18 protein-coding genes are annotated in these 22504 nt (G+C 67.8%); 6 read left to right on the plus strand and 12 right to left on the minus strand.

The window, feature by feature from the left end; translation table 11 throughout:
- Positions 1–61: 61 nt before the first annotated feature.
- Together M8R19_RS09610 and M8R19_RS09615 are read right to left on the minus strand one after the other, a co-directional pair.
- On the minus strand, positions 62–2737 hold the full coding sequence (locus M8R19_RS09610) for a hybrid sensor histidine kinase/response regulator (protein ID WP_249917675.1): 2676 nt from the start codon (positions 2735–2737) through the stop codon (positions 62–64).
- Complete coding sequence (locus M8R19_RS09615) at positions 2727–3518, minus strand: response regulator transcription factor (RefSeq protein ID WP_074983074.1); 792 nt, start codon at positions 3516–3518, stop codon at positions 2727–2729. The genes M8R19_RS09610 and M8R19_RS09615 overlap by 11 nt, the downstream gene beginning before the upstream one ends.
- Positions 3519–3804: 286 nt before the next feature.
- Between M8R19_RS09615 and M8R19_RS09620 the strand changes: the two genes are divergently transcribed.
- The gene (locus tag M8R19_RS09620; RefSeq protein WP_249917676.1) at positions 3805–5079 is read left to right on the plus strand and encodes an HD-GYP domain-containing protein; all 1275 of its coding nucleotides are present in this window, start codon (positions 3805–3807) and stop codon (positions 5077–5079) included.
- Between the two features lie 32 nt (positions 5080–5111).
- Here M8R19_RS09620 and M8R19_RS09625 read toward each other — a convergent pair whose 3' ends face one another.
- The 5 genes from M8R19_RS09625 to M8R19_RS09645 form a co-directional block, all read right to left on the minus strand.
- Positions 5112–7040, minus strand: coding sequence for a methyl-accepting chemotaxis protein (locus tag M8R19_RS09625; RefSeq protein ID WP_249917677.1), 1929 nt, complete (start codon positions 7038–7040; stop codon positions 5112–5114).
- Positions 7041–7157: 117 nt separating this feature from the next.
- The gene (locus tag M8R19_RS09630; protein WP_249917678.1) at positions 7158–8726 is read right to left on the minus strand and encodes an FAD-binding oxidoreductase; all 1569 of its coding nucleotides are present in this window, start codon (positions 8724–8726) and stop codon (positions 7158–7160) included.
- A 13-nt stretch (positions 8727–8739) separates the two neighbouring features.
- Positions 8740–9426, minus strand: a complete 687-nt coding sequence (locus M8R19_RS09635; protein ID WP_249917679.1) for a hypothetical protein — start codon at positions 9424–9426, stop codon at positions 8740–8742.
- Positions 9427–9436: 10 nt separating this feature from the next.
- Positions 9437–9772, minus strand: coding sequence for a c-type cytochrome (locus tag M8R19_RS09640; RefSeq protein ID WP_009618272.1), 336 nt, complete (start codon positions 9770–9772; stop codon positions 9437–9439).
- Between the two features lie 44 nt (positions 9773–9816).
- A complete protein-coding gene (locus tag M8R19_RS09645; RefSeq protein ID WP_249917680.1) occupies positions 9817–11292 on the minus strand; it encodes an aldehyde dehydrogenase family protein in 1476 nt (491 codons plus the stop codon).
- A gap of 529 nt (positions 11293–11821) precedes the next feature.
- Here M8R19_RS09645 and M8R19_RS09650 point away from each other — a divergent pair.
- On the plus strand, positions 11822–13672 hold the full coding sequence (locus tag M8R19_RS09650) for a sigma-54-dependent Fis family transcriptional regulator (RefSeq protein ID WP_249917681.1): 1851 nt from the start codon (positions 11822–11824) through the stop codon (positions 13670–13672).
- A gap of 628 nt (positions 13673–14300) precedes the next feature.
- On the opposite strand, the gene M8R19_RS09655 is transcribed toward M8R19_RS09650, so the two are convergent.
- On the minus strand, positions 14301–15206 hold the full coding sequence (locus M8R19_RS09655) for a SphA family protein (protein ID WP_009618267.1): 906 nt from the start codon (positions 15204–15206) through the stop codon (positions 14301–14303).
- Positions 15207–15537: 331 nt separating this feature from the next.
- Here M8R19_RS09655 and tatA point away from each other — a divergent pair, with 331 nt between their 5' ends.
- Complete coding sequence (tatA, locus tag M8R19_RS33295; RefSeq protein ID WP_074983062.1) at positions 15538–15762, plus strand: twin-arginine translocase TatA/TatE family subunit; 225 nt, start codon at positions 15538–15540, stop codon at positions 15760–15762.
- 465 nt (positions 15763–16227) lie between these two features.
- Here the strand turns inward: tatA and M8R19_RS09665 are convergent, their stop codons facing one another.
- From M8R19_RS09665 to M8R19_RS09680, 4 genes are all read right to left on the minus strand, one after another.
- Complete coding sequence (locus tag M8R19_RS09665; protein ID WP_249917682.1) at positions 16228–17469, minus strand: aspartate aminotransferase family protein; 1242 nt, start codon at positions 17467–17469, stop codon at positions 16228–16230.
- Positions 17470–17531: 62 nt separating this feature from the next.
- Positions 17532–18437, minus strand: a complete 906-nt coding sequence (locus tag M8R19_RS09670; protein WP_249917683.1) for a LysR family transcriptional regulator — start codon at positions 18435–18437, stop codon at positions 17532–17534.
- A 56-nt stretch (positions 18438–18493) separates the two neighbouring features.
- Positions 18494–19030: a 2,4'-dihydroxyacetophenone dioxygenase family protein gene (locus M8R19_RS09675; RefSeq protein WP_249917684.1), complete on the minus strand. Its 537-nt coding sequence runs from the start codon at positions 19028–19030 to the stop codon at positions 18494–18496.
- 125 nt (positions 19031–19155) lie between these two features.
- A complete protein-coding gene (locus M8R19_RS09680; RefSeq protein WP_249917685.1) occupies positions 19156–20571 on the minus strand; it encodes an amino acid permease in 1416 nt (471 codons plus the stop codon).
- A 356-nt stretch (positions 20572–20927) separates the two neighbouring features.
- On the opposite strand from M8R19_RS09680, the gene M8R19_RS09685 reads away from it, so the two are divergent.
- Genes M8R19_RS09685 through M8R19_RS09695 form a run of 3 tightly spaced genes read left to right on the plus strand, consistent with a single transcriptional unit; the run spans position 20928 to position 22470 of the window.
- Positions 20928–21473 carry a PAAR domain-containing protein gene (locus M8R19_RS09685; RefSeq protein ID WP_116422526.1) on the plus strand — a complete coding sequence of 182 codons (546 nt, stop codon included), beginning with the start codon at positions 20928–20930 and terminating at the stop codon, positions 21471–21473.
- Positions 21470–22186 (plus strand): N-acetylmuramoyl-L-alanine amidase, encoded by a 717-nt coding sequence (locus tag M8R19_RS09690; protein WP_249917686.1) that lies wholly within the window; start codon positions 21470–21472, stop codon positions 22184–22186. Before M8R19_RS09685 ends, M8R19_RS09690 begins: the two co-directional genes overlap by 4 nt.
- Positions 22183–22470: a hypothetical protein gene (locus tag M8R19_RS09695; RefSeq protein ID WP_249917687.1), complete on the plus strand. Its 288-nt coding sequence runs from the start codon at positions 22183–22185 to the stop codon at positions 22468–22470. Before M8R19_RS09690 ends, M8R19_RS09695 begins: the two co-directional genes overlap by 4 nt.
- Positions 22471–22504: the final 34 nt, after the last annotated feature.

Consider the following 22504-nt stretch of genomic DNA (forward strand, 5'->3'; position numbering starts at 1 on the left):
TCGACCCCCTAAGCCCGCAAGCCGCCAGGGCCTTTCCTTTCCAAAAATAAAACGCGGGACTTCACGGGTTGCTTCCCAGTAACCCCATCATTTCTTCCATGGAGTCCAAGTCCCCTGTTTCTGCCAGTTCTCGCAAGTACACCGCCAACTCCCCAGAGGCATCGGCGAGTGTTCGACTCCATTCGATGAGGTCGGTGATGGCGCCCGCTTCCACGAGCGCCTGAAGTTGTTGCCGCTGCCCTCGGCTCAAGGATTCCAACTGTTCGGCCGGCGCTTGCTGACGGCGGTCAGGCTTTTCGGTCACGCCGGCCAGGCCGCCGCGCAGGCGCAGCAACTGGGCCAGGGTCACGCCCAGGTCGGCCAGGCTGATGGGCTTAACCAGGCTGGCGTCGAACGGCAGGCCGCCCGCCTGGCCGAGGGACTGCATGGTCTGCTGGGTGGCGGACATCAGCACCACCGGCAGCCCGGGCCAGCGCTCGCGCAGCGCCAGCAGGAGTTCGCCGCCGTTGCAGCGCGGCATCAGGTAGTCGGTCAGGACCAGGTCCGGCCGCTGCCCGCCCGGGCCCATCAGGCGCTCCAGGCAGTCCTGCCCGTCGACGGCGGCCTCGACGCGGAAGCGGCTGGCCTCGAGCAGGTCCACCAGCATGTCGCGGATGTCGGCGTTGTCCTCGACGACCCACACCAGCTGCCCCTCGCCGCGCACCGGCAGGCTCTTCATCGGCAGGTCGAACAGCTGCGGCTGGGCCATGTCCTGCTCGGTGCCGACGGCCAGGGTCAGCTCGAAGGAAACCCGGGTGCCTTCGCCGGGCGCGCTCTGCACCGTCACCCGCCCGCCCATGAGCTGGACCCAGTGCTCGACGATGGCCAGGCCGAGCCCGGCGCCTTCCACGCCGGTGGCGTCGCAGCGGAAGAACGGGGTGAAGAGCTTGGGCAGGTCCTGCTCGGGGATGCCGCAGCCGGTGTCGCTGACGCAGAAGCGCAGCTGCGCCAGGCCCGCCTTGGGCGGCTGCCCGGCGGCCTGCACCTGCAGGGCGATGCGCCCGTCGCGGGTGAACTTGGCGGCGTTGTCCAGCAGGTTGGTCAGCACCTGGCGCAGGCGCTTGGCATCCAGTTGCAGCACCGTGGGAATGTCGCCGCACAGCGTCAGGCGGAAGGCGTTGCGGTTGCGCTGGGCGAGGATGTGCGCGTCCATCGCCACCGCGTCGAGCAGGCCGTGGATGTACACCGGCTGGATGTCCAGGCGGTCGCTGGAAACGCCGCGGGCGTGGTCGATCAGGTCGTTGATCAGGGTCAGCATGTGGCCGGCGCTGCGCAGGATGACACCGGCCTTGCGGGTGCTGCGCCCGCCCTCCTCCTGCAGCAGCTGGGCGTAGCCGATGATGGAGGTCAGCGGCGAGCGCAGGTCGTGGCTGACGCGCCCGAGGAAGTCGATCTTCGCCTGGTTGGCGTCCTTGGCCTTCACCAGCGCGGCCTGCAGCTCCGCGGTGCGCCGGGATACCGCCTCTTCCAGCTGCGCCTTCTGCCGGCGTTCGCTCTGCAGGCTCTCGGTTTCCAGGCGTTGCTTGCGCATCTGCTGCTGCAGGGTGAACAGGCCGATGATGCCGATGATGATGCTCAGCCTGAGCATCACCACGTCCACGCTGAACTGCCCGCTGTAGCCCAGGTTGAGCAGGTAGCGAAGGATGAACCAGGAACTTTCCGCCCAGCTCAGCAGGAACAGCCCCGCCAGCACCTGCCGGCAGAAGTCGCCGCGCAGCCGCAGCGAGAACAGCGACAGCGGCCAGCAGGCCAGGAGGCAGAAGCTCAGCGACAGGTTCAGCGTGCGCGCCAGGTTGTTCGGCAGCAGCGGCAGGGCGACGGCCAGCGCCAGGCAGGCGAACACGCCGGCCAGGTACAGGCGCCGCCATGCGCCCTGCCCGGCCAGGCCGAGCAGGCGCCGGGCGGCGACCAGGAAGCCGACCAGGGAAACCAGCCAGAAGGCGATGCGCATGCCCGGGCCGTGGATGAACTGCCCGCTGAACAGGTGGAAGGCCAGGTAGCCCTCCTTTTCCGCCTCCAGGGCGTAGGCCGCGCCCAGCCACACGGCGAGCATGGCGAAGCTCCAGTCCAGGCGCAGCAACAGCAGCACGGTCAGGGTGAGCACGCAGCCGAACAGCATCGCATGGGTCAGTTGCTCGACGTTGTCCTGGGCCAGCACGGCGCCCATGTCCCACAGGTTCAGGGCCAGGCCCGGGCGGCTCTCGCTGCGCACCCGCAGCAGCAGCTCGCGGCTCTCCCCCGGGGCCAGCGCCACCGGCAGCAGGTTGCGCCGGCTGTGCAGCGAACGCTCGGCCAGGGGCACCGACAGGCCGATGCGCCAGTGCCCGTCGACGCGCCCGCCGGCCGCGTCCAGGCGGTACAGGTCGACCTCGCCGACGCGCCAGGGCGCCACTTCCAGCCAGCGCTCCCAGGCGAGGGCGTCGGGGTTTTCCAGCCGCAGGCGCAGCCAGAGCGTCGACTCCCGCCGCGGCGCCGCCAGGCTGCTGGCATCGGCCGGCCGCCAGTCGGCCTGGCGCCAGGCTTGCTCGGGCGTCAGCGCCTGGCCGGGGGCCTCCTCGAACACCTGGGCGCTGCGGGTCAGGTCGATGTAGGGCGCCTGCAGGTCGCCGCGGTTGAGGAACAGCGACACGCCCATGACCAGCAGCAGCGCCAGGCTCCCCAGCAGGGCCGTGAAGGCGGCGCGCGGGTCAGGGCGCATCGCCGGGCTCCAGGTCCAGGCGCGACTGGCGGAACTGGCTGGGCGAGAGGCCATAGCGCTCGCGGAAGGCGGTGGAGAAGTTGGCCCCGCTGGTGAAACCCACCTCCAATGCGATGGCCTGGATCGGCAGGCCGGTGCCGCTGAGCAGCACGCAGGCCTCCTTCATGCGCTCCTCGCGCAGGTACTCGAAGACCGTCACGCCCACGCACTGGCGGAAGGCCTCGTTCAGGCGCTTGCTGTTGGTGCCCACGGCCTCGGCCAGCTCCTGCAGTTCCGGGGTGTGCGACAGGGTGCGCAGCAGTACCTGGCGGGCCGACTGGAAGAGGATGCTGTCAAGGTTGCCGGCGTGGCTGGGCGGCATGGGCGAGGCCTGCCGGTCGGTGCCCCAGCGGCGCAGGTGGATGGCCAGGCGCAGGCGGATTTCTTCGAGGTTGAAGGGCTTGGTGATGTAGTCGACGGCGCCCACCAGCAGCCCCTGGACGCGCTCCTCGGGGGTGTTCGCCCCGCTCAGGAACACCACCGGGATGTCCCGCGTATGGGTGTTCGCCTGCATCATCCGGCAGCAGGTCAGGCCGTCCCACACGGGCATCAGCACGTCCATCAGCACCAGGTCCGGGTTGATCATCTGGACTTTCTTGAAGGCGTCCTGGCCGTTGCTCGCCAGGTAGATGCGGCAGCCCTGCTGCTGCAGGTATTCGGCGAGCAGGCGACGCTCGCTCTCCAGATCATCGACGACCAGGATGCGCTGCCCCTCCAGCGCATCGGGAATAAAGCTCGGCATTCCGATGAGTTCCTACACGTCAGTCCCCGCCCGACCGTTACTTTGCCATTACAGAGGGAATTTTCCGTATACGACGAAAATATTTTGCCTGCTGGCAAAGGGCCACAGCACTCCAGCAGAAGCGCTACTTCCTGGCGCCGAGATAATGGCACCGAACGAAGGAGAGGCCCCTTGGCCCGTAGGTACCCCATGCCAGCAGAGTGCGTGACTGTCTCGCCCGCCCGCCCCGGCCGGCGTTCCCCGGAGGGCTGCCGCAGCCCGGCGCCGCCGCCACGGAGCCTGCCCCATGCTTAAGCGGATTCGCACCGACCAGGTTCGCCTGGGCATGTTCATCCAGTCGCTGGAGGGCAGCTGGCTGTCCCACCCCTTCTGGAAGACCCGCTTCATGCTGGAGAACCCCGGCGACCTGCGCGCCCTGCAGAACAGCGGCGTGCAATGGCTGTGGATCGACGACGCCCGCGGCCTGGGCGTCACCGACGCCGTCGCGCCGGCGGCGCAGGGCCCCGGCGCGGCGCCCGCCACAGGCATCGCCGAGCCGGTCGTGGCGCTTGTCGGCGAGGCGCCGCCGGCCATCTATCCGAACGAGTTCTTCGAAGCCGCGCGCATCCTCGAACGCTCCAAGCTGACGCTGATGGAACTGTTCCGCGAGGCGCGCATGGGCCGGGCGATCGACCTGGACCTGTGCCTGCCGCTGGTGGAGGACATCTGCGCCTCGCTGGCCCGCGACGCCTCGGCGCTGATCAGCCTGGCGCGGCTGAAGAACAAGGACGAATACACCTACATGCACTCGGTGACGGTGTGCGCGCTGATGGTCACCCTGGCCCGCCAGCTCGGCCTGGACGTCGAGGCCCAGCGCGAGGCCGGCCTGGCCGGGATGCTCCACGACATCGGCAAGATGGCCATGCCGCCGGCGATCCTCAACAAGCCCGGCAAGCTCGACGAGGCCGAGCTCGCCATCATGCGCACCCACCCCGAACGCGGCCACGAGATGCTGCGCCAGCACACCCGGCTGTCGCCCCAGGTGCTGGACGTCTGCCTGCACCACCACGAACGCTACGACGGCACCGGCTACCCGCACCGCCTGGCCGGCAACCAGATCAGCCTGCTGGCGCGCATGGCGGCGATCTGCGACGTCTACGACGCCATCACCTCGGACCGCCCGTACAAGTGCGCCTGGGAAGCCGCCGGCTCCCTGGCGCGCATGGCCAGCTGGGAGGGGCATTTCGACCCGCAGTTGTTCCAGGCCTTCGTCAAGACCATCGGCATCTACCCCATCGGCAGCCTGGTACGCCTGGAGTCCGGGCACCTCGGGGTGGTGGTGCAGCAGAACCCGGAGAACCTGACGCGCCCGCAGGTGCAGGTGTTCTTCTGTTCCCACCGGCGCCAGGCCATCGCCAAGGAACTGCGCGACCTGGCCGACGTGCGCATCTACGACCGCATCGTCCAGCGCGAGGACCCGCTGCGCTGGGGCTTCAGGAACCTGGAGCGGCTCTGGCTGCCCGAGGGCCTGGTGCCGCCCGGGATGGTGCCGAGCCGGGGCCACGACGACGGGCACGACTGAGGGCGTGCCCAGGCCCCGGCGGCGTTCGGGGCTCAGACGTGGAAGCGGCCGACCAGCGCCTGCAGCTCGCCGCCCAGCCGCGCCAGCTCCACGCTGGAAGCGGCGACCTGCTCGCTGGCCGCGGCAGTCTGCTCGGACACGTCGCGCACGCTGACCACGCTGCGGCTGATCTCCTCGGCCACGGCGCTCTGTTCCTCCGCCGCCGTGGCGATCTGCTGGTTCATCGCCTGGATGCTGGACACCGTGCGGGTGATGCTGCCCAGCGACTCGCCGGCCTGGCGGCTGAGGGCCACGCTGCTGGCGGTCAGCTCGCGGCTGCCGAGCATGGCGCTGGAGACCTGGCGGGTGCCGTTCTGCAGGCCGGCGACCAGGGCTTCGATCTCCTCGGTGGACTGCCGGGTGCGCAAGGCCAGGCCGCGCACCTCGTCGGCCACCACGGCAAAACCACGGCCGGCCTCCCCGGCGCGGGCCGCCTCGATGGCGGCGTTGAGGGCCAACAGGTTGGTCTGCTCGGCCACCGACTTGATCACGTCCATCACCTTGCCGATCTTCTCGCTCTCCTGCTCCAGGCGCTGCATGGCGTCGGCCGAACGTTCCACCTCCCGGGCCAGGCGCTCGATGCGCTCCACCGCCTGGTTCACCACGCGGTCGCCGTCGTGGGCCTCGCGGTCGGCGGCGGAGGCGGCCTGGGAAGCCTGCTCGGCGTTGCGCGCCACTTCCTGCACGGTGGCGGACATCTCGTGCATGGCGGTGGCCACCTGGTCGGTCTCGACCTTCTGGCTATTGGCGCCGGCGCTGGTCTGCTCGGTGACCGCCGAAAGCTGCTCGGCGGCGCTGGCGATCTGCGTCACGCCATCGCGGATGCCGCCGATCAGGTCGCGCAGGTTCCAGCTCATGCGCTGCATGCTCTGCTGCAGGCTGCCCAGCTCGTCGCGGCGGCGGACCTGGATGTTCTGCGACAGGTCGCCCGAGGCGATGCGCTCGACCACCTGCATGGTGTCGTGCAGCGGCCGGGTGATGCGGCGGGTGATGAACCAGGCGGCCAGGGCGCTGGCCAGTATCGCCAGCAAGGCCACGCTGGCCTGGGCCATGCGGCTGAAGGCCGCCACCTCGTCGCGCAGTTCGATCTGCTGACGGGTCAGCGTCTGGGTGATCTCGCGGGTCTGCTCGGCGACCTTGACCAGCACCTGGCGGGCCTGTTCCACCATGGCGGTGGCGGCCCGGTAGGCCTCGATGCACTTGGCGTAGCTCTGCTGGTCCGCCGCCACCGCCATCAGCTCGGCGGGGGGCTGTGCGCCGAAGACCTTGGCCTGGCGCGGGAAGTTTTCCATGGCCAGACGCATCTGTTCGTTCAGCAGCCGCTCGGATTCCGGCCCGGGGTGGGCCACGTAGCCCGCCGCGCGGTAGCGGACCAGCAGCAGGTCCTGCATCAGCTGCGTGCCGGCCTGGTAGTAGGCGAAGCGGCGCTCGTCGTGTTCGTCCAGGCCCGCCGCCAGCGCTTGCAGGGCGCTGAGCGCCTTGAAGGCCCGCTCGGCGCGCTCGGCCATCTCGTCGCGAACGGCGCTGGCCGCATGGTTGGCGGCCTGCAGCTTGCCAAGGGCCTGGCGGTAGTCGCCGACCAGTTCGCCCTGTTGCTGCTCCAGGGCGAGCAGGTCCGCGCGGGCGAACAGCTTGCGCGCGCGCATCGCCGCCTGCTGGCGCTCGAAGTCATCCAGCGCCGCGCCCAGTCGCTGCTCGCTGGCCGCCTTGGCGCCGTCCAGCAAATAGTCCTGCAGCGACAGGCGCAGTTCCGCCAGCGATTCGTTGAGCGCGCCGTAGACCTCCTGGGCCCGGCTGCGCTCCAGCAGGCTCTCGCGGCTGATCCAGTCGCCCACCGCGAGCAGCGCGGTGAGGCACAGGACCAGGCCGAAGCCCAGCCCCAGCTTGTAGGTGACGCCGAGGTTGTCAAACCAGTTGCGCATGGCGCGAGTCGCTCCCGTTCCGGGGCCCCCGGCACCCGGCGTGCGCGGAACGGGCCAGTGGATCCAGCTGTGCGAAACGGCCCCGCCGGCGATTGCCGGCGGGGCCCGTTGCGGTTGCTAGAAGTTGTTGGCGAGGTCGATGCCGGACTTGCCCGGCGAGAGGATGTTGTTCGGGTCCAGGGCGCGCTTGATGGCGTGCTCCACCCGGCGCTTGACCGGGCCGTAGATCTGCGCCACGCGGTCCTGGAAGGCGGTGTTCACGCGGTACACGGCGTAACCCTCCTTGGCGAACTCGTCCAGCAGCTCGGCGAAGCAGTCGTGGGCGCGCTGGGTCTCCTCGGGGTCGGTGCGGTCGTAGAGCACGTCGATCACGTGGTGCATGTCGCGCCAGCCGACGATGAACTCGCCGGTGTAGTCCAGGCCGTGCTTGTTGAGGATGCGCTTGGCCAGCACCTTCTGCTTGTCGCACTCGCTGCCGCGGGCCTGGCTGACCGGGGCGAACCACATCGAGCCACCGCCGCCGCGCCAGTTGTACAGGCCGAATTCCTGCAGGTTGGGCACGCCGCTCATCAGCTCGGCGCGGTACTTGAACGGCTGGGTGTCGCCGGCCTGTTCCTGGGTGACGATGCGGCCCTTGCCGGACTTCTTCACGGTCTCGGTGACGATCTTCCAGTTCACTTCCACCTGCTCGGGGGTGCCGTACAGCGCCGCGTAGACGTTCCACTGGCCCAGGCCCTTGTCCTTGACGACCTGCTGGATCACCGAGTCGGGCGTCGCGCCCTTCTCCTTGATGTAGTCCGAGCGGCGCACGCTGATGCCGGCGGCCTCCCACAGCGCGTTGGCGATCACCACCGCGTTGGGGATGATCTGGGCGATGCGCAGCGGACGGATCATCTCGACGATGTCGGCGATGTCGGCCTCGTCGTCGTAGACGATGCTGAAGGGCTTGAACACCGGCGGCTTGGGCATCAACCAGAAGCCCATCTTGGTGCAGATGCCGTAGTTGGCCTGGGTGAACATGCCGTCCAGGGTCGGACCGTAGCCCCACTTGAACACCTGCCAGGCCTTGTCGCCGGGCACCCCGCCCATGCCGGTGCGGTAGACGTCGCCGTTGGCCAGCACCACTTCCATGCCGCACTGCATGAGGAAGTGCTCGCCGTAGGGGGTGTAGCCCACGCCGCGGTCCATGGTGTTGCCCACCGGGCCGGCGATGGCCGAGGGCGCGGAGAACGACAGCATCAGCGGCAGATTATTTTCCTGCAGGTAGTCGTAGAGCTGGCCGTAGGTGACGCCGGGCTCGACCAGGGCGGTGCACAGCTCCGGGTCGATGTGGATGATCTTGTTCATCTTCTTCAGGTCGAGGATGACCTGGCCGCGTTGCGCCGGGGCCGCCGAGCCGTAGCCGAAGTTGCGCCCGGTGGAGATGGTCCACAGCGGGATCTTGAACTCGTTGCAGATCTTCACCACGCCCTGCACCTGCTCGACGCTGGTGGCGGTGACGGCGGCGGAAGGCGCGTGCTCGGCGTTGTCCACCGGCATCATGATCTTGCCGTAGGGGATCAGCTGGTCGTCCTTGACCAGGACGTTGTCCTCGCCCAGCAGCTTGCGGAACTTGGCCAGCGCCTGCTGGAAGTGGTTCGCGTCGACTCCGCGCGGGAGCACGGCCTTGTTGGTTGCGTCAGTCATGGGAGGTGCTCCTTCAAGCCTGGATCGAGAACGAAACGAAATGCCCGGCCAGCGGGCTCAGGCGGCCGGCCACCAGCGGCGCGGGCGCCGGCGGCTGCGCGCCGAGCGAGGCCAGGCCGTAGCCGAGGGTGGCGGCCCATTGCTCGGCGTTGCCGGCGCTGCGGCCGGCTGCGCCCAGGCGCAGGGGCTGGCGGCTGCCCAGCGGGCACTGCTCGCGCAGGTCGAAGCCGGCGCCGCAGGCGTCCAGCTGCAGGCCCAGTTGCAGGGCGTGGCCATGGGCGGCGTCCGCGGTGATCAGCCGGTGCCGCGAGGCGCGCGCATCGGCGCTGTGCTCACCGAGCCACTGCACGCGGGCGCCGGCGCTGCGCGCCAGGTCCACCACCAGCGCGGCGCTGGCGTCGTCCAGCAGGCCGACGATGCGCTGCGGCCGTCCGGCCTCCAGGCGCTGTTGCAGTTCACGGACGAAAGCCAGGCTGGCATCGCTGCGCAGCAGCTCGGCCCGGGCCGCGGCCGGGTTGGCGGCGATGCCCTGGAGGAAGGCCGAGCCGGCTACGGCCGGGCTGATGAGCACCAGCGTCGGCTGTGCCGCGGCGCTGCCGGCGACGCCACGCGCCAGGGCCAGGCCGGAGCCGCCCATGGCGATGCCCGCCAGCCCGCCCAGGGCCATGCCCTTGAGCAGGGAACGACGTTCGAGATTCATGGCGCGCTCCTCAGGGCTTGGCCGCCGGCGCGGGCGCCTGCGAGATGTAGTCGGCGACCTGTTGCAGCGCCTTGTCGTCGATGAAGGACGCGGGCCAGGCCGGCATCGCCCGCAGGCCGTTGCGCGCCACCGCGACTATGTAGGGCGACGGCAGCTGGCGCCCCTTCAGCTCCGGCCCGATGCCGGTCTCGTGGCAGCGGCCGCAGACTTTCTCGTAGACGTTGGCGCCGCCTTTCCACACGCCGTCGCCGTCGGCGAAGGCGCTACCGGCCAGCACGAGCAAGGGCACGCAAAGGCAAGCAGCGAAGGTCCGTTTCACAGCCGGGCTGTCGAAGGATAAGGACATTTCGTACTCCATCTTGTTATTGGATTGGTGGGACCGCCGGCCGCTCAGAAGGGATAGGGCCGCGGCGAGTGCTGCAGGGTGATCCAGTGGTCGGTGGTGAATTCCTCGATCGCCCAGTCGCCGTTGAAGCGGCCCAGGCCGGAGTTCTTCTCGCCGCCGAAGGGCGCGTTGGGTTCGTCGTTGACCGGCATGTCGTTGACGTGGGTCATGCCCGCGTGGATGCGCTGGGCGAACTGCACGCCGCGCTCCAGGCTCGACGTGAACACCGCGCTGGACAGGCCGTATTCGCTGCCGTTGGCCAGCTCCAGCGCATGCTCGGCGTCGCGCGCGGCCTGGATGCCCACCAGCGGGCCGAAGATTTCCTCGCGGGCGATCTCCATGCCGGCGTGCACGTCGCCGAACACGTGGGGCGGCATGACGTTGCCCTGGGGCTCGCCGCCGACCAGCAGCCGCGCGCCCTCGTCGAGGGCCTTGGCGACCTTCTCGCGCAGGCCCTGCAGCTGGCGGTCGTTGATCACCGGGCCGACCACGGTTTCCGGCTTGCGCGGGTCGCCATAGGGCAGCGCCTGGACGCGCTCGACGAAGCGCCGGGTGAAGGCCTCCAGCGCCGGCTGCTCGACGATGATGCGGTTGATCGCCATGCAGATCTGCCCCTGGTGGAGGAACTTGCCCACCACCGCGGCGTTCACCGCCTGCTCGATGTCGGCGTCGGCCAGGACCACGAAGGGGCTGTTGCCGCCCAGCTCCAGGGCCACGTGCTTGAGGTGCGCGCCGCCGCTGGCGATGCGGCCGATGTTGCGCCCGACCTGGGTCGAGCCGGTGAAGGAGATGAAGGCCGGCACCGGGTGCTCGACGAAGGCGTCGCCGATCTCGCTGCCGGCGCCGACCACCACGCTGAGCACGCCGGCCGGCAGCCCGGCCTCCTCGAACACGCGCGCCAGCAGCAGGCCGCCGGACACCGGGGTGTCGCTGGCCGGCTTGACCACCACCGCGTTGCCCAGGGCCAGGGCCGGCGCCAGCGAACGCTGGGTCAGGTGCAGCGGGAAGTTCCACGGGCTGATCACCCCGACCACCCCGAGCGGCACGCGGTACACGCGGCTTTCCTTGCCCGGCACGTTGGAGGCGACGATGCGCCCGTGCACGCGGTTCGGCAGGCTGGCCGCCTCCAGGGTGATGGCGCGCGCCGCGCCCCATTCGATCTGCGCCTTGAGCAGGGTGCTGCCGGATTCGCGGACCAGCCAGTCGATGATCTCCTCGCGGCGCGCATCGAGGATGCGCACCGCTTCGAGCATCACCCGGGCGCGTTCGGCGGGCGCGCTGGCGGCCCACGCCACCTGGGCCTCGGCGGCCTTGGCATAGGCGGCGTCAAGGTCGGCGCGGTCGGCCAGGGCCAGGCGCAGCAGGCTCTGCCCAGTGTAGGGGTCGAGGACCTCCATGTGCCGGCCGCTGCCGCCGGCGCGCCAGGCGCCGGCGATCGGCTGCAGGTCGAGGTTCTGGTAGGGCTGGGGTCTGGTGCTCATCGTTGCTGGTGCCTCTTGTCTGGACGAGGGACGGCCGCCGCCGGCCTGGGCGAAGGCCACGGAAACAGGGAAACGGGCTGGGCGAAGGTCAGTCGCCGGGGCGGGCCGGGCGGCGCCGGGCAAGGGCGGGATGGGCTAGTGCACGGGCATGGCGGAAAGCGCGGAGGATGTTCATGTCGAAATCACCGGTTTCTTGTTATGGATTTTTCAGTTGCAAGTGTTTCGGCATTAACAACTATCGTGCCAGTTGCGCTATCCGTAAAAATATCCTTTAAAAACAAATAGTTGTGATTTTATCGGAAGACTTCTACGGCGCCTTTCGCGCTGGCGGCGCGGCGGCCGCGGAATTTTGTGCAGAGAAAATCGCGGCGCTGGAGAAAGCTCGACGGACGCGGCCAAAAACGGGATTTCGTGCGGTTATCGTACGTTTTGCGCTCGCCGCCCCTCCCCCTCGGACTGGAATCCGATTGACCGCCGTGGCCGGGCCGGCATACTCCCCAGACCAGCCTGCGTCTTCTTGAACTGCCTTATGACTATTACAAATCCGGGCAAACACGGGCGCGCGGTGGACGAAGAGTTCTTCCGGCACATGCTCAGCCGGCAGAAACGCCTGATCGTCGACCGCGCCTGCCAATTCGATCCACGGGGCCTGCCTTCTGCCGAGCAACTGGCCGAGACCGTGGCCTTCTCTCCCCAGGACGGCAGCATCTGGCTGTGCGGCCAGCGCATGATGCTGCTGCAGGGCTCCGCCTTCGGCGCCATCCGCCGCGAACTGATCGAGGCCCAGGGGCTGGACAAGGCCCGCGGCCTGCTCACCCGCATCGGCTGGCAGGCCGGCGCGCGCGACGCGGCGCAGGTCAGCGAGCAGTGGCCCGAGGGCGACCACGCCAGCCTGTACAGCGCCGGGCCGCGCCTGCACATGCTCGAAGGGATGGTCAACGTCGAGCCGATCAACTTCGAGATCGACACCAGCATCGGCCACTTCTACTCCGAGTTCTTCTGGCACAACTCGCTGGAGGCCGACGAACACATCGCCACCTACGGCCTGGGCAGCGAGCCCTCGTGCTGGATGGGCATCGGCTACGCCAGCGGCTATGCCTCGTCGCTGCTCGGGCGCCTGGTGGTGTTCCGCGAGGTGGAGTGCCGCGCCATGGGCCACCACGCCTGCCGCATCATCGGCAAGCCGGCGGAGGAATGGGACGACATCGACGCCGACCTGGCCCACCTGGACGCCAGCGACTTCCTCGGCCGCAGCACCTACGGCAGCAGCCAGGCGACCACGGTCGCCACGCTGCCCAGCCCCGACGAAGACCAGCCGATGGTCGGCATCTCCGCCGCCTTCATGGCCGCCAGCCAGCTGCTGCAGCGCGTGGCGCCGACCCAGGCGACGGTGCTGCTGACCGGGGAATCGGGCGTGGGCAAGGAACTCTTCGCCCGCACCCTGCACCAGGCCAGCAAGCGCAGCCAGGGGCCGCTGGTGGCGCTGAACTGCGCGACCCTGCCGGAGAACCTGGTGGAGGCCGAGCTGTTCGGCGTCGAGCGCGGGGCCTTCACCGGCGCCGAGCGCTCGCGGCCCGGGCGCTTCGAAAGGGCCAACGGCGGCACCCTGTTCCTCGACGAGATCGCCACCCTCAGCCTGGCCGCGCAGAGCAAGATCCTGCGCGTGCTGCAGGAGGGCGAGCTGGAGCGGGTCGGCGGCACCACGGCGATCCGCGTGGACGTGCGGGTGGTCGCGGCCACCAACCTCGACCTGCGCCGCGAGGTGGAGGCCGGGCGCTTCCGCGAGGACCTGTTCTACCGCCTGAACGTCTTCCCCATCCACCTGCCGCCGCTGCGCGAGCGCCGGGAAGACATCCCGCTGCTGATGAGCTACTTCCTGCGCAAGTTCAGCCTGCGCCACGGCCGGCAACTGGCGGGCTTCAGCACACGCCTGGTCAACGCGTTGCTGACCTACCGCTTCCCGGGCAACATCCGCGAGCTGCAGAACCTCATCGAACGCGGCGTCATCGCCGCCGCCGATGGCGAGGTGATGGATGTCATCCACCTGGCCGAAGGCGGCGCCGCACCGATCGCCGCGCCCATAGGGCTGACGGCGGAAGGCCGGCTGACGCGCCCCCTGGCCGAAGCCGGCGGCGAACAGCCCGAGCAGGCGCCAGCGACGCCCGAAGCAGCGCCCGGCAAGGCCGTGGAAGAACCCGAACTGGCCAGCCTGCTCGCCTTCGTCTCCGGCCGCAACCCGACCCTCGGCATCTCCCTGGAAGACGTGGAAAGACGCCTGGTGCAGGTGGCGATGGAACGCACCGGCGGCAACATCACCGCCGCCGCGCAGATGCTCGGCATGAGCCGCGCCCAGGTCAGCTACCGGTTGAAGGGGCGCTGAGGCCGCAACTGTCTTGCGAACTGCGCCGAGGCGCTTTTCGTAGGATGGGTTGAGCTTGCGATACCCATCGGGCCAGGGTGATGGGTATCGCTTCGCTCAACCCATCCTACGGGCGTTGTGTTTGCCGGAGAGTGTAGGAGCGGGCCCTGCCCGCGATTCGCGCGCAGGGCGCGCTCCTACAGGGGAATGGCGCAGGTGGGGCAGCGTAGGAGCGGATCTCATCCGCGAATCGCGCCGATGGTTCCGGCTATCGCGGAGAAGCTCCGCTCCTACCGCATGGGCGAGCATGGCCTTTCGTAGGATGGTGTTGAGCGAAGCGATACCCATCACCACGACCGCATGGGTATCGCAGGCTCAACCCATCCTACGGGGCGTCATGTTTACCGAGCGGACCTTGTCCGCGATTCGCGCGCAGGGCGCGCTCCTACAGGGGAATGGCGTAGGCGGGGCAGCGTAGGAGCGGATCTCATCCGCGAATCGCGCCGGTGGTTCCGGCTATCGCGGAGAAGCTCCGCTCCTACGGTTCAGGCAGGCACGGCTTCTCGTAGGAGCGAGCTTGCTCGCGAATGAGCCCCGCTGCGGAATCTGTTCGCGAGCAAGCTCGCTCCTACGAAGAACCCCCGCCCCTTCAAAGCGGCGTAGTGAACTTGAACCAGAACGTCTGCCCATCCGGGCGGTTGCGCACGCCCGTATCGTCCTGCCACTTGGCGCTGAAGAACCAGCCGTCCTTGCTCGCATACTGCACCGCCGGGCCGATGGAGAAGGTCCGCCCGCGGGAGTCCTCGACGGTATGGCCATCGAGCTTGTCGTCGCTGATCTGCTGGTAGGCGTGGCCGCCGACGCCGAGCACCCAGCCGTTGCCCATGCCCCAGCCGAGGGTGTAATCGGCGTGCAGTTCGCGCCCGGACTGGTAGTCGGTGGCGCGGTTCTCGAAGTTGTAGTCGTGCATCAGGCGGATGTCGGCGTTGGGCCCCGCCGGGTCCACGTAGGTCATCGCCAGCACCGCCTGCACGGTGTAGTAGTGGGTGCCCAGGTTGATGATGTCGTCCTTGTCGTAGCTGCCGGTGGGCAGCACGAAGTCGACGCCGGTGGCGACGTGGAACTTCTCGCTCGGGTGGAAGCCGATCACCGGCCCCAGGTGGGCGTCGCCGATGCCGCGCTTGTGGTCGTGGGGGCCATTCTTGATGTTCAGGCGCATGTCGGTGAGCGGCAGCAGGGCATGGAAGCCGAGGTCGCCGCCCAGCACCTTCTGCTCCGTCACCCAGACGAAACGCGGCACCAGGGTGGAGACCCGCAGGTCGATGTCAGCGGCCTTGTGGCCGCCGTTGTCGCGCAACGTATCGGCCAGGTAGTTGCCCGCGAACAGCTGGGCGTAGGTGCCAGGCGGTGGAAGGATGCCCATCCCGTAGATCTCGATGCCCATGGGCCAGGAGGAGGTGCCGCCCTCCGTGGCGAGGGCCGAGGTGGCGGCGCCGGCCAGGAGCATGGCGCAGGCGAGGCGGGATACGCGAAGGCGAACGGATTGATCGAACATGGGAGTGCCGGCCTTTTGTTGTTATCGGATTGGCGCGCGGCCACTTGCGTGCCGCGCCGGCGACCCCCAATCAATTACCATGCCACGAGTTAAATACTTAAAAATCAATTAGTTATAAATATTCAGCGGACAAGCCAAGCGAATACTCTTAAGAAAATTCCACTCCTCGCGGAAAAGTCTCCAGCCCTGCCCTCCCGCCGTAGATCGGCCATCCGCACGATCCCTGAAAAGTCCAGGTTATCTGTTGGATAGTGCCTTCTGCAGCAGAACCCTCCCACCAAAAATGCAGGCGCCAATAACAACAACCGAACCGCGATCTGGAGACATGGTGATGGGCATATTCGACTGGAAACACTGGCTGGTCCTGCTGCTGGTGGCGCTGCTGGTATTCGGCAGCAAGCGGGTGAAACACCTGGGCAGCGACCTCGGCGAAGCCATCAAGGGCTTCCGCCGCTCGGTCAACGCCGAAGACGAGCCGGCGGCGCAGAAGCTGGCCGGCGAAGAAGCCGCCGCCGAGCCCCGGCGACTGCAGGAAAGCGCCCGCCAGCAAGCCTGAAAGCCCACAACCTGTAGGAGCGGGCCCTGCCCGCGAAATCGCGCGCAGGGCGCGCTCCTACAAGGGAATGGCGCAGGTGGAGCAGCGTAGGAGCGGATCTCATCCGCGAAGCGCGCCGATACGTCCGGCTATCGCGGAGAAGCTCCGCTCCTACGGGAAAAACACCACGCATTCCCGCACGGGCCCTGCCCGCGATTTCGCGCGCAGGGCGCGCTCCTACAGGGGAATGGCGCAGGTGGGGCAGCGTAGGAGCGGATCTCATCCGCGAAGCGCGCCGATACATCCGGCTATCGCGGAGAAGCTCCGCTCCTACGGGAAAAACACCACGCATTCCCGCACGGGCCCTGCCCGCGATTTCGCGCGCAGGGCGCGCTCCTACATGGGAATGGCGTAGGTGGGGCAGCGTAGGAGCGAGCTTGCTCGCGAACCGCATGGCACCGCGCTTGTTCGCGAGCAAGCTCGCTCCTACAAGAGCACCTCGGCCAAGCGCCCCACCGCCTGCTCGAACGCTGCCTTCATCTCCTCGACCACCGCATCGGTATGGGCGAAGGACAGGTACAACCGGCCATAGGGCGACGGCATCAGCAACAGGCCCGCGCGGCGCAGTTCCAGATGCAGCGCCTTGCTGAAGCCGGGATTGGCGATGCGCGCGGCTTCGTCGAAATCCCGCGACGCCCGCTCTGCCGGCCAGAGGCCGAAGACGTTGCCGTAGCCGCTGGTGGACAGGGGCATGCCATGTTCGCGGAACAGCCGCTCGATCCAGCTGCGAAGCGCCTCGCCACGCGCCATCAGCGCGGCGTAGTCGGCGTCTTCGAGCTGCGCCAGCGTTGCCTGCACCGCCGCGCAGGCCATGGGGTTGCCGCTGAAGGTGCCGCCGCGCAGTACCCGGCCTTCCTCGAAGCCGGCCAGGATGTGCGCCTTGCCCAGCACCGCCGAGACCGGCACGCCGTTGCCGATGGCCTTGCCGACGCTGGCCAGGTCCGGGTCCAGCCCCTCGTACAGGCTGCTCAGCCCGGCGTGACGGCGGAAGCCCATCAGCACCTCGTCGCTGATCACCAGCGCGCCATGGGCGTGGGCCACGCGCTGCACGTGCGCCAGGTAGCCGGGCGCGGCCATGATGCAGCCGGCGTTGGCCAGCATGGGTTCGAGCAGCACGGCGGCGATGTCGCTGTGCTCGGCGAACAGCCGCTCGACGTCGTCGAAGTCGTTGTAGCGCAGCAGCGTCATGCGCTCGCTCGCCGGGCGCTCGCCAGGGGCGAAGGTGGCTTCGGCGGAGCCGACGTTGCCCAGGGTCACCTCGTCGAACCAGCCGTCGAAGCCGGCGGCCATCTTGGCGATGCGCGGCCGGCCGGTGTAGGCGCGCGCCGCGCGGCAGGCCAGGTGCACCGCCTCGCTGCCGGAGTTGGTGAAGATCACCTTGTCGAGCGCGCCGCCGTGGCGCGCCAGGCAGTCGGCGGCGGCATGCTCGCGCACGTGGGCCCAGGACGGCGCGGCGGCGTCCTGCAAGGCGGCTCCCACCGCCTCGATCACCGCCGGCTCGGAATGGCCGAGCAGCACCGCGCCGAAGCCCAGCGCGGTATCGATGTAGCGCCGCCCCTGGGCGTCCCAGAGATAGGCCCCCCTGCCCCGCTGGATGAACAGCTTCTCGCCGTCCAGGTCGGGAAGAATGCGCGCGGCGCTGGATACGTCACCCACCAGATGGGCCATGGTCTACTCCTGCATCGCGCCCGCCGTGCGGGCGCCTCGTGAATGGGTCGTAACGGCCTGCCCTAGGACAGGCTCCAGGGAGCCTCCCGCAGGCGCTGCTCGAGGAAGTCGCGGAAGACCTTGATCCTCGGGCTCAGGTGCCTGCGGTTGGCATAGATCAGGTACACCGGCTCGCGCAGGTCGCTGGGGTATTCCTCCAGCACCTGCACCAGGCGGCCGGCGCGGATGTCGGCGCCGATATGGAAGTCGGCCAGGCGCACGATGCCGGCGCCGGCCAGGGCCATGTCACGCAGCAGGTCGCCCTGGGCGAAGGTCGCCGCGGGCGTCACCGGCACGTTCAGGCGCTCCGGGCCTGCGCGGAAGCTCCAGCGGTTCCACGGGCTGTCGAAGCTGAACTGGAAGCAGCGGTGGCGCAGCAACTCCTGCGGGTGGCGGGGCGTGCCGCAGCGCGCCAGGTAGGCCGGGGCGGCGCAGGTGATCCACTGCGTCTCGCCCAGGCGCCGGGTCACCCGGCTGGAGTCCGGCAGCACGCCGCTGTGGATGGCCAGGTCCAGGCCCTGCTCGAACTGGTCGACGTACTGCGCGCCGACCTGGATCTCCACCTGCAGCGCCGGGTAGCGGTCGAGGAACTCCGGCAGCCAGGGCGCTATCTGGTGCTTGGCGAAGGTGGTCATGGTGTGGATGCGCAGGGTGCCGCTGACCCGCGTAGGCAGCGCTTCGGCCAGCGAATCCGCCTCGGCCATCGCCTCCACCACGGCGCGGGCGCTGCGCAGGTAGGCGGCGCCCTCCTCGGTCAGCGTCAGGCTCCGCGTACCGCGCTGGAACAGGCGCACCTGCAGGCGATCCTCCAGGCGGCTGATCAGCTTGCTGACCGCCGAAGGCGTCATCTCGTGGGCGCGCGCCGCGGCGGAGAAATTGCCGTGTTCGACCGCCCAGATGAAGGCCAGCAGTTGCGAATAGTTGTCCATGTCCGGTCCTCGATGCGTCGTGGCGGCGAGCATAGCGCCCGCCGTTCCGGCCTGCTTCAGCGGATGAAACGCTCGACGTAGTCCTCACCCAGGCCGATGGACGCATAGTGCCGGCGCGCTGCCTCCAGCTTGGTGAAGACGTCCTCGTAGCCCACCGCCACGCCCTGCGGATCGACGTAGGTGTAGCCGCCCTGGACGTGGAACCAGGTGATCATTTCCTCGACGTCCTCGGGCACGAACAGGGTGTGGGTCTCGCCCGGCGGCTCGAAGGCGAAGGAGCCCTGTTCGGCGATCCAGTCGTGCTCCAGGTACCACCAGCGGCCCTTGAGCACCAGCGCGTGCACGCCGCCGGTATGGCGATGGCGCGACAGCACGCCGCTCTGGCGCACGCGCAGCAGGTTGATGTAGTAGCCGCCGCTCACGCTCAGCAGCAGCGGCTTGAAGGAGACGCTGGCGGTCACCGGGACCCACAGCTGGTCGTCCTCCAGCCACTGGTCCAGCACGCCGGGCAGGACCATGTCCGGCGCCATGAACGGCACCTGCGGCAGTTGGTAGGGAATCGCCAGTTCGTCCGGCTTCATCGCGATGCTCATCGATCACTCTCTATCAGGCAGTTGGGGAAGGTCACGGCGGGCTCGGCGAGCCCCGCCACGGGCAGGTTAGGTGTGCGCCGGCGGCGGAAAAACCGGGCCGCCGGCACAGGCGTTGTGAAGCGGCGTCACAGCGCCGCCAGTTCGCCGAAGCCGCCCTGCGCGCGCTGCGCGGAGAGCTGCGGCTGGCGCTTCTGCAGGTACAGGCCGATGCCCGCCAGCACGGCGCTCAGGCCCAGGGTGGTGAGCAGCTCGCCGCGGTGGCCGGGGAACACCGACATGATCGCCAGGATGCCGACGATCAGCGCGATGGTCGCCAGGGTCAGCCAGGGGAAGGCCCACATCTCCACCGCCAGGGGCTCGCCGCTGGCGCGCAGCTTGCGGCGCATGCACAGCTGGGTGATGGCGATCACCAGGTACATCAGCAGGGCGATGGCGCCGCTGGAGGCGAGCAGGAAGTCGAACACCTCCTTGGGCAGCAGGTAGTTCGCGCCCAGCGCCAGCAGGGCCACGCCGGCGGTGCTCAGCACCGCGCCCAGCGGCACGCCGCGGCGGTTGGTGCGGCTCCAGGCGCGCGGCGCGTCGCCACGGTAAGCCAGCGAGTAGGCCATGCGCGAGGCGGTGTAGATCGCCGAGTTCAGGCAACTGCTCACCGCCACCAGCACCACCACGCTCATGATCTGCGGCGCGTAGGGAATGTTCATCGCCGCCAGCACCGACTGGTAGGAACCCTGCGCCAGCCCCGGCGCGTTCCACGGCACCAGGCACACCACCACCAGCATCGAGCCGAGGTAGAACAGCCCCAGGCGCCAGACCACGGCGCGGATCGCCTTGCGGATATTGGCGCGCGGCTCCTTGGTCTCGGCGGCGGCGATGGTCACGATCTCGCTGCCCTGGAAGCTGAACATCGCCGTGAGCATGGCCGCCACCACCGACACCGGCCCCTTGGGCATGAAGCCGCCGTCGGCATACAGGTGCTGCACGCCGGAAGTGGAAGAGCCCGGCAGCAAGCCGAAGATCGCCAGCACGCCGAGGACGATGAAGCCGACGATGGAAACCACCTTGAACAATGCCAGCCAGTACTCCAGCTCGCCGAAGTTGCCGACGCTCAGGCAGTTGCACAGCGTCAGCGCCAGGGTGATGCCCAGCGCCGCCACCCAGGGCGCCACGCCCAGCCAGGGCGCGAGGATATTGCCGGCGACTATGGCCTCGATGCTGATCACCAGCACGTAGAACCACCAGTACAGCCAGCCGATGGAAAACCCGGCCCAGCGTCCCATGGCCTGGTCGGCATAGGACGAGAAGGAGCCAGTGTCCGGCCGCGCGGTGGCCATCTCGCCCAGCATCTGCATCACCAGCACGACGATGACCGCAGCCAGCAGATAAGCCAGCAACACCGCCGGCCCGGCGGTGGCGATGGCATTGGAGGAACCAACGAAAAGCCCGGCGCCGATCACGCCGCCGATGGAAATCATGGTCACCTGGCGACTCTTCAGGCCGTGGCCCAGGCGGTTCTTGGGTGGGTTCTCAGGCGTCGCGTTCATCGACAGCACCTCGGCACGCAGGATTGTTCTTGTGATTGTCCAGGGCCTCATGGGCCCTGGTCTGCGCAGGGTAGGGAGCCGGGGGCGGGGTGATAATCCCTGTTGGTGGCATAGGGGCTGTGAACTGGATTCACAGCAAGAGATGAGATGGGGTTTGCCAGTCCCTTCATCATGAACATGCGGACACCTGAATTAAATTATTACAAACGACACCGCCCCAGACTCCATGCGGGTTATGTCCCGTATGCGCAAGAAGTTGCGCGCTTTGCCCCTGCTAACGTCTGGCGGTTGAAGAGGAAGACGGCTGCTTGGCCAACTTTCTGCTGCCATCAATGCGCCATGCAAGGATTAGCGTTATGAGTGGAAAACCTGCTGCTCGTCTTACCGATCCGACAGCCTGCCCCTTGCCCGGTCATGGGGTGAATCCGATCGCTGCCGGCTCTCCGGATGTCTTGTTCGATGGCCTTCCGGCTGCGCGTCAAGGAGACCCGAGCGCCTGCGGTGGTGCGATGACCGGGAACCTTTCGGGGACTGTCTTCATCAATGGTCGCAATGCTGCGACTGTTGGCAGTATTGGCGCTCACGGAAATGTCGTTATCTCCGGTTCGGGCACTGTGATCATTGGTGACAGCCATACTCCGGCTCCCTTTGAGGCGCCTACCCCTGTGCATTTCGCGAAGACTTTCGCCCAGTCATTTGTCATCACGGACAGTCAAACTGGCCAGCCTCTCGCTAATCGCGAATACATCGTACTGGTTGATGGCTACCGTCGAACTGGCGTGACCGACTCCAGCGGTATGGCCACTATTGAGGCTCCTTCGGCAGATTCGGTGATTGAGCTTCATATCATGTTCCGGTCCCCCGCCCGCGACCTGACCGAGTTCTCGGAGGCTACTGCATGACCGGGACCTTCACGACAAAGGCAAAGGCCCAGGAGGTTAAGCCCGGCCAACTTGTTCAGCCTATCCCCATCAAGGTCGACGATCGTGCCGCCACCCGCGAAGCAGTTATCCGCAAGGTTCGGTCGCTCGGACGCAGGTTCGTTGAACGGTCCCAGTGGAAAGCGAAGCCGCCCCAAAAGCCGCTGGTTGAAGATTGGAACTACAGCATGATTGCGCTGCACCATGCTGGCCGTAGCTATTCCTGCGCCCCAGGGGCAGAACAGATGGCCGATACCCAAGACGACCACCTCGCTGGACGGTACGACGACATCGGATATCACTTCGGAATCGATTGTGCGGGGGTGATCTATGAGGGGCGAGACATCAGGTTCAAGGGATCGAGCGTTCTGGACTACAACACAGGTGTTATCGGCGTCGTTATGCTGAACAACCTGACTACCGCCGAAGAAGGTGACGACTTACTGGCTTTGGGCAGGAAGACTGCGGAAGCCTTGGGGCTAAACACTACAAACCAAATACCCGGTCCACAGATCGATGCCGTCCTGGACTTGGTCGACGCCATCAGGAGCGTGTTCGTGATCAGGCACTTCGGTGGACATCGAGAGTATCCAGGCCAGCGCGCAGAAGGAAAGGTCTGCCCTGGCAATGTGGGGATGGAGCTGGTCCGCAATATCCGCACCAAAACCCAACTGCTGCCACCTCCAAGCTCATGAAAAAACTGATCTATCCAGTGGTGCTGCTAGTCGTCGCGCGGCTCTTTTTGGGCTACTACGAGTCCATTGACGACGCCGAGCTGAATACCAATTTCTTCATCAAACGACATCCAACGTTTCAGATGGAGTTTGTAAATCTTTTCGCCAACGATGCGGACAGCAAGCCCCTGCAAGAGCTCTCCGCCGAAGAGCGACAGTTGGTGATCGATTATTGCCGTTATCGGCTGGGCATCGAGACCAGGCTTCAATCGCAAACCGAGCTAGACGCTTGCAAAAAGAGATAGGTTGCTCTGGCAGCAGAGGCATGGAACTCGTGAG

The sequence above is a fragment of the Pseudomonas sp. R3.Fl genome, from assembly GCF_023516765.1.
In the GTDB taxonomy this organism is placed as follows: Bacteria; Pseudomonadota; Gammaproteobacteria; order Pseudomonadales; family Pseudomonadaceae; genus Pseudomonas; species Pseudomonas citronellolis.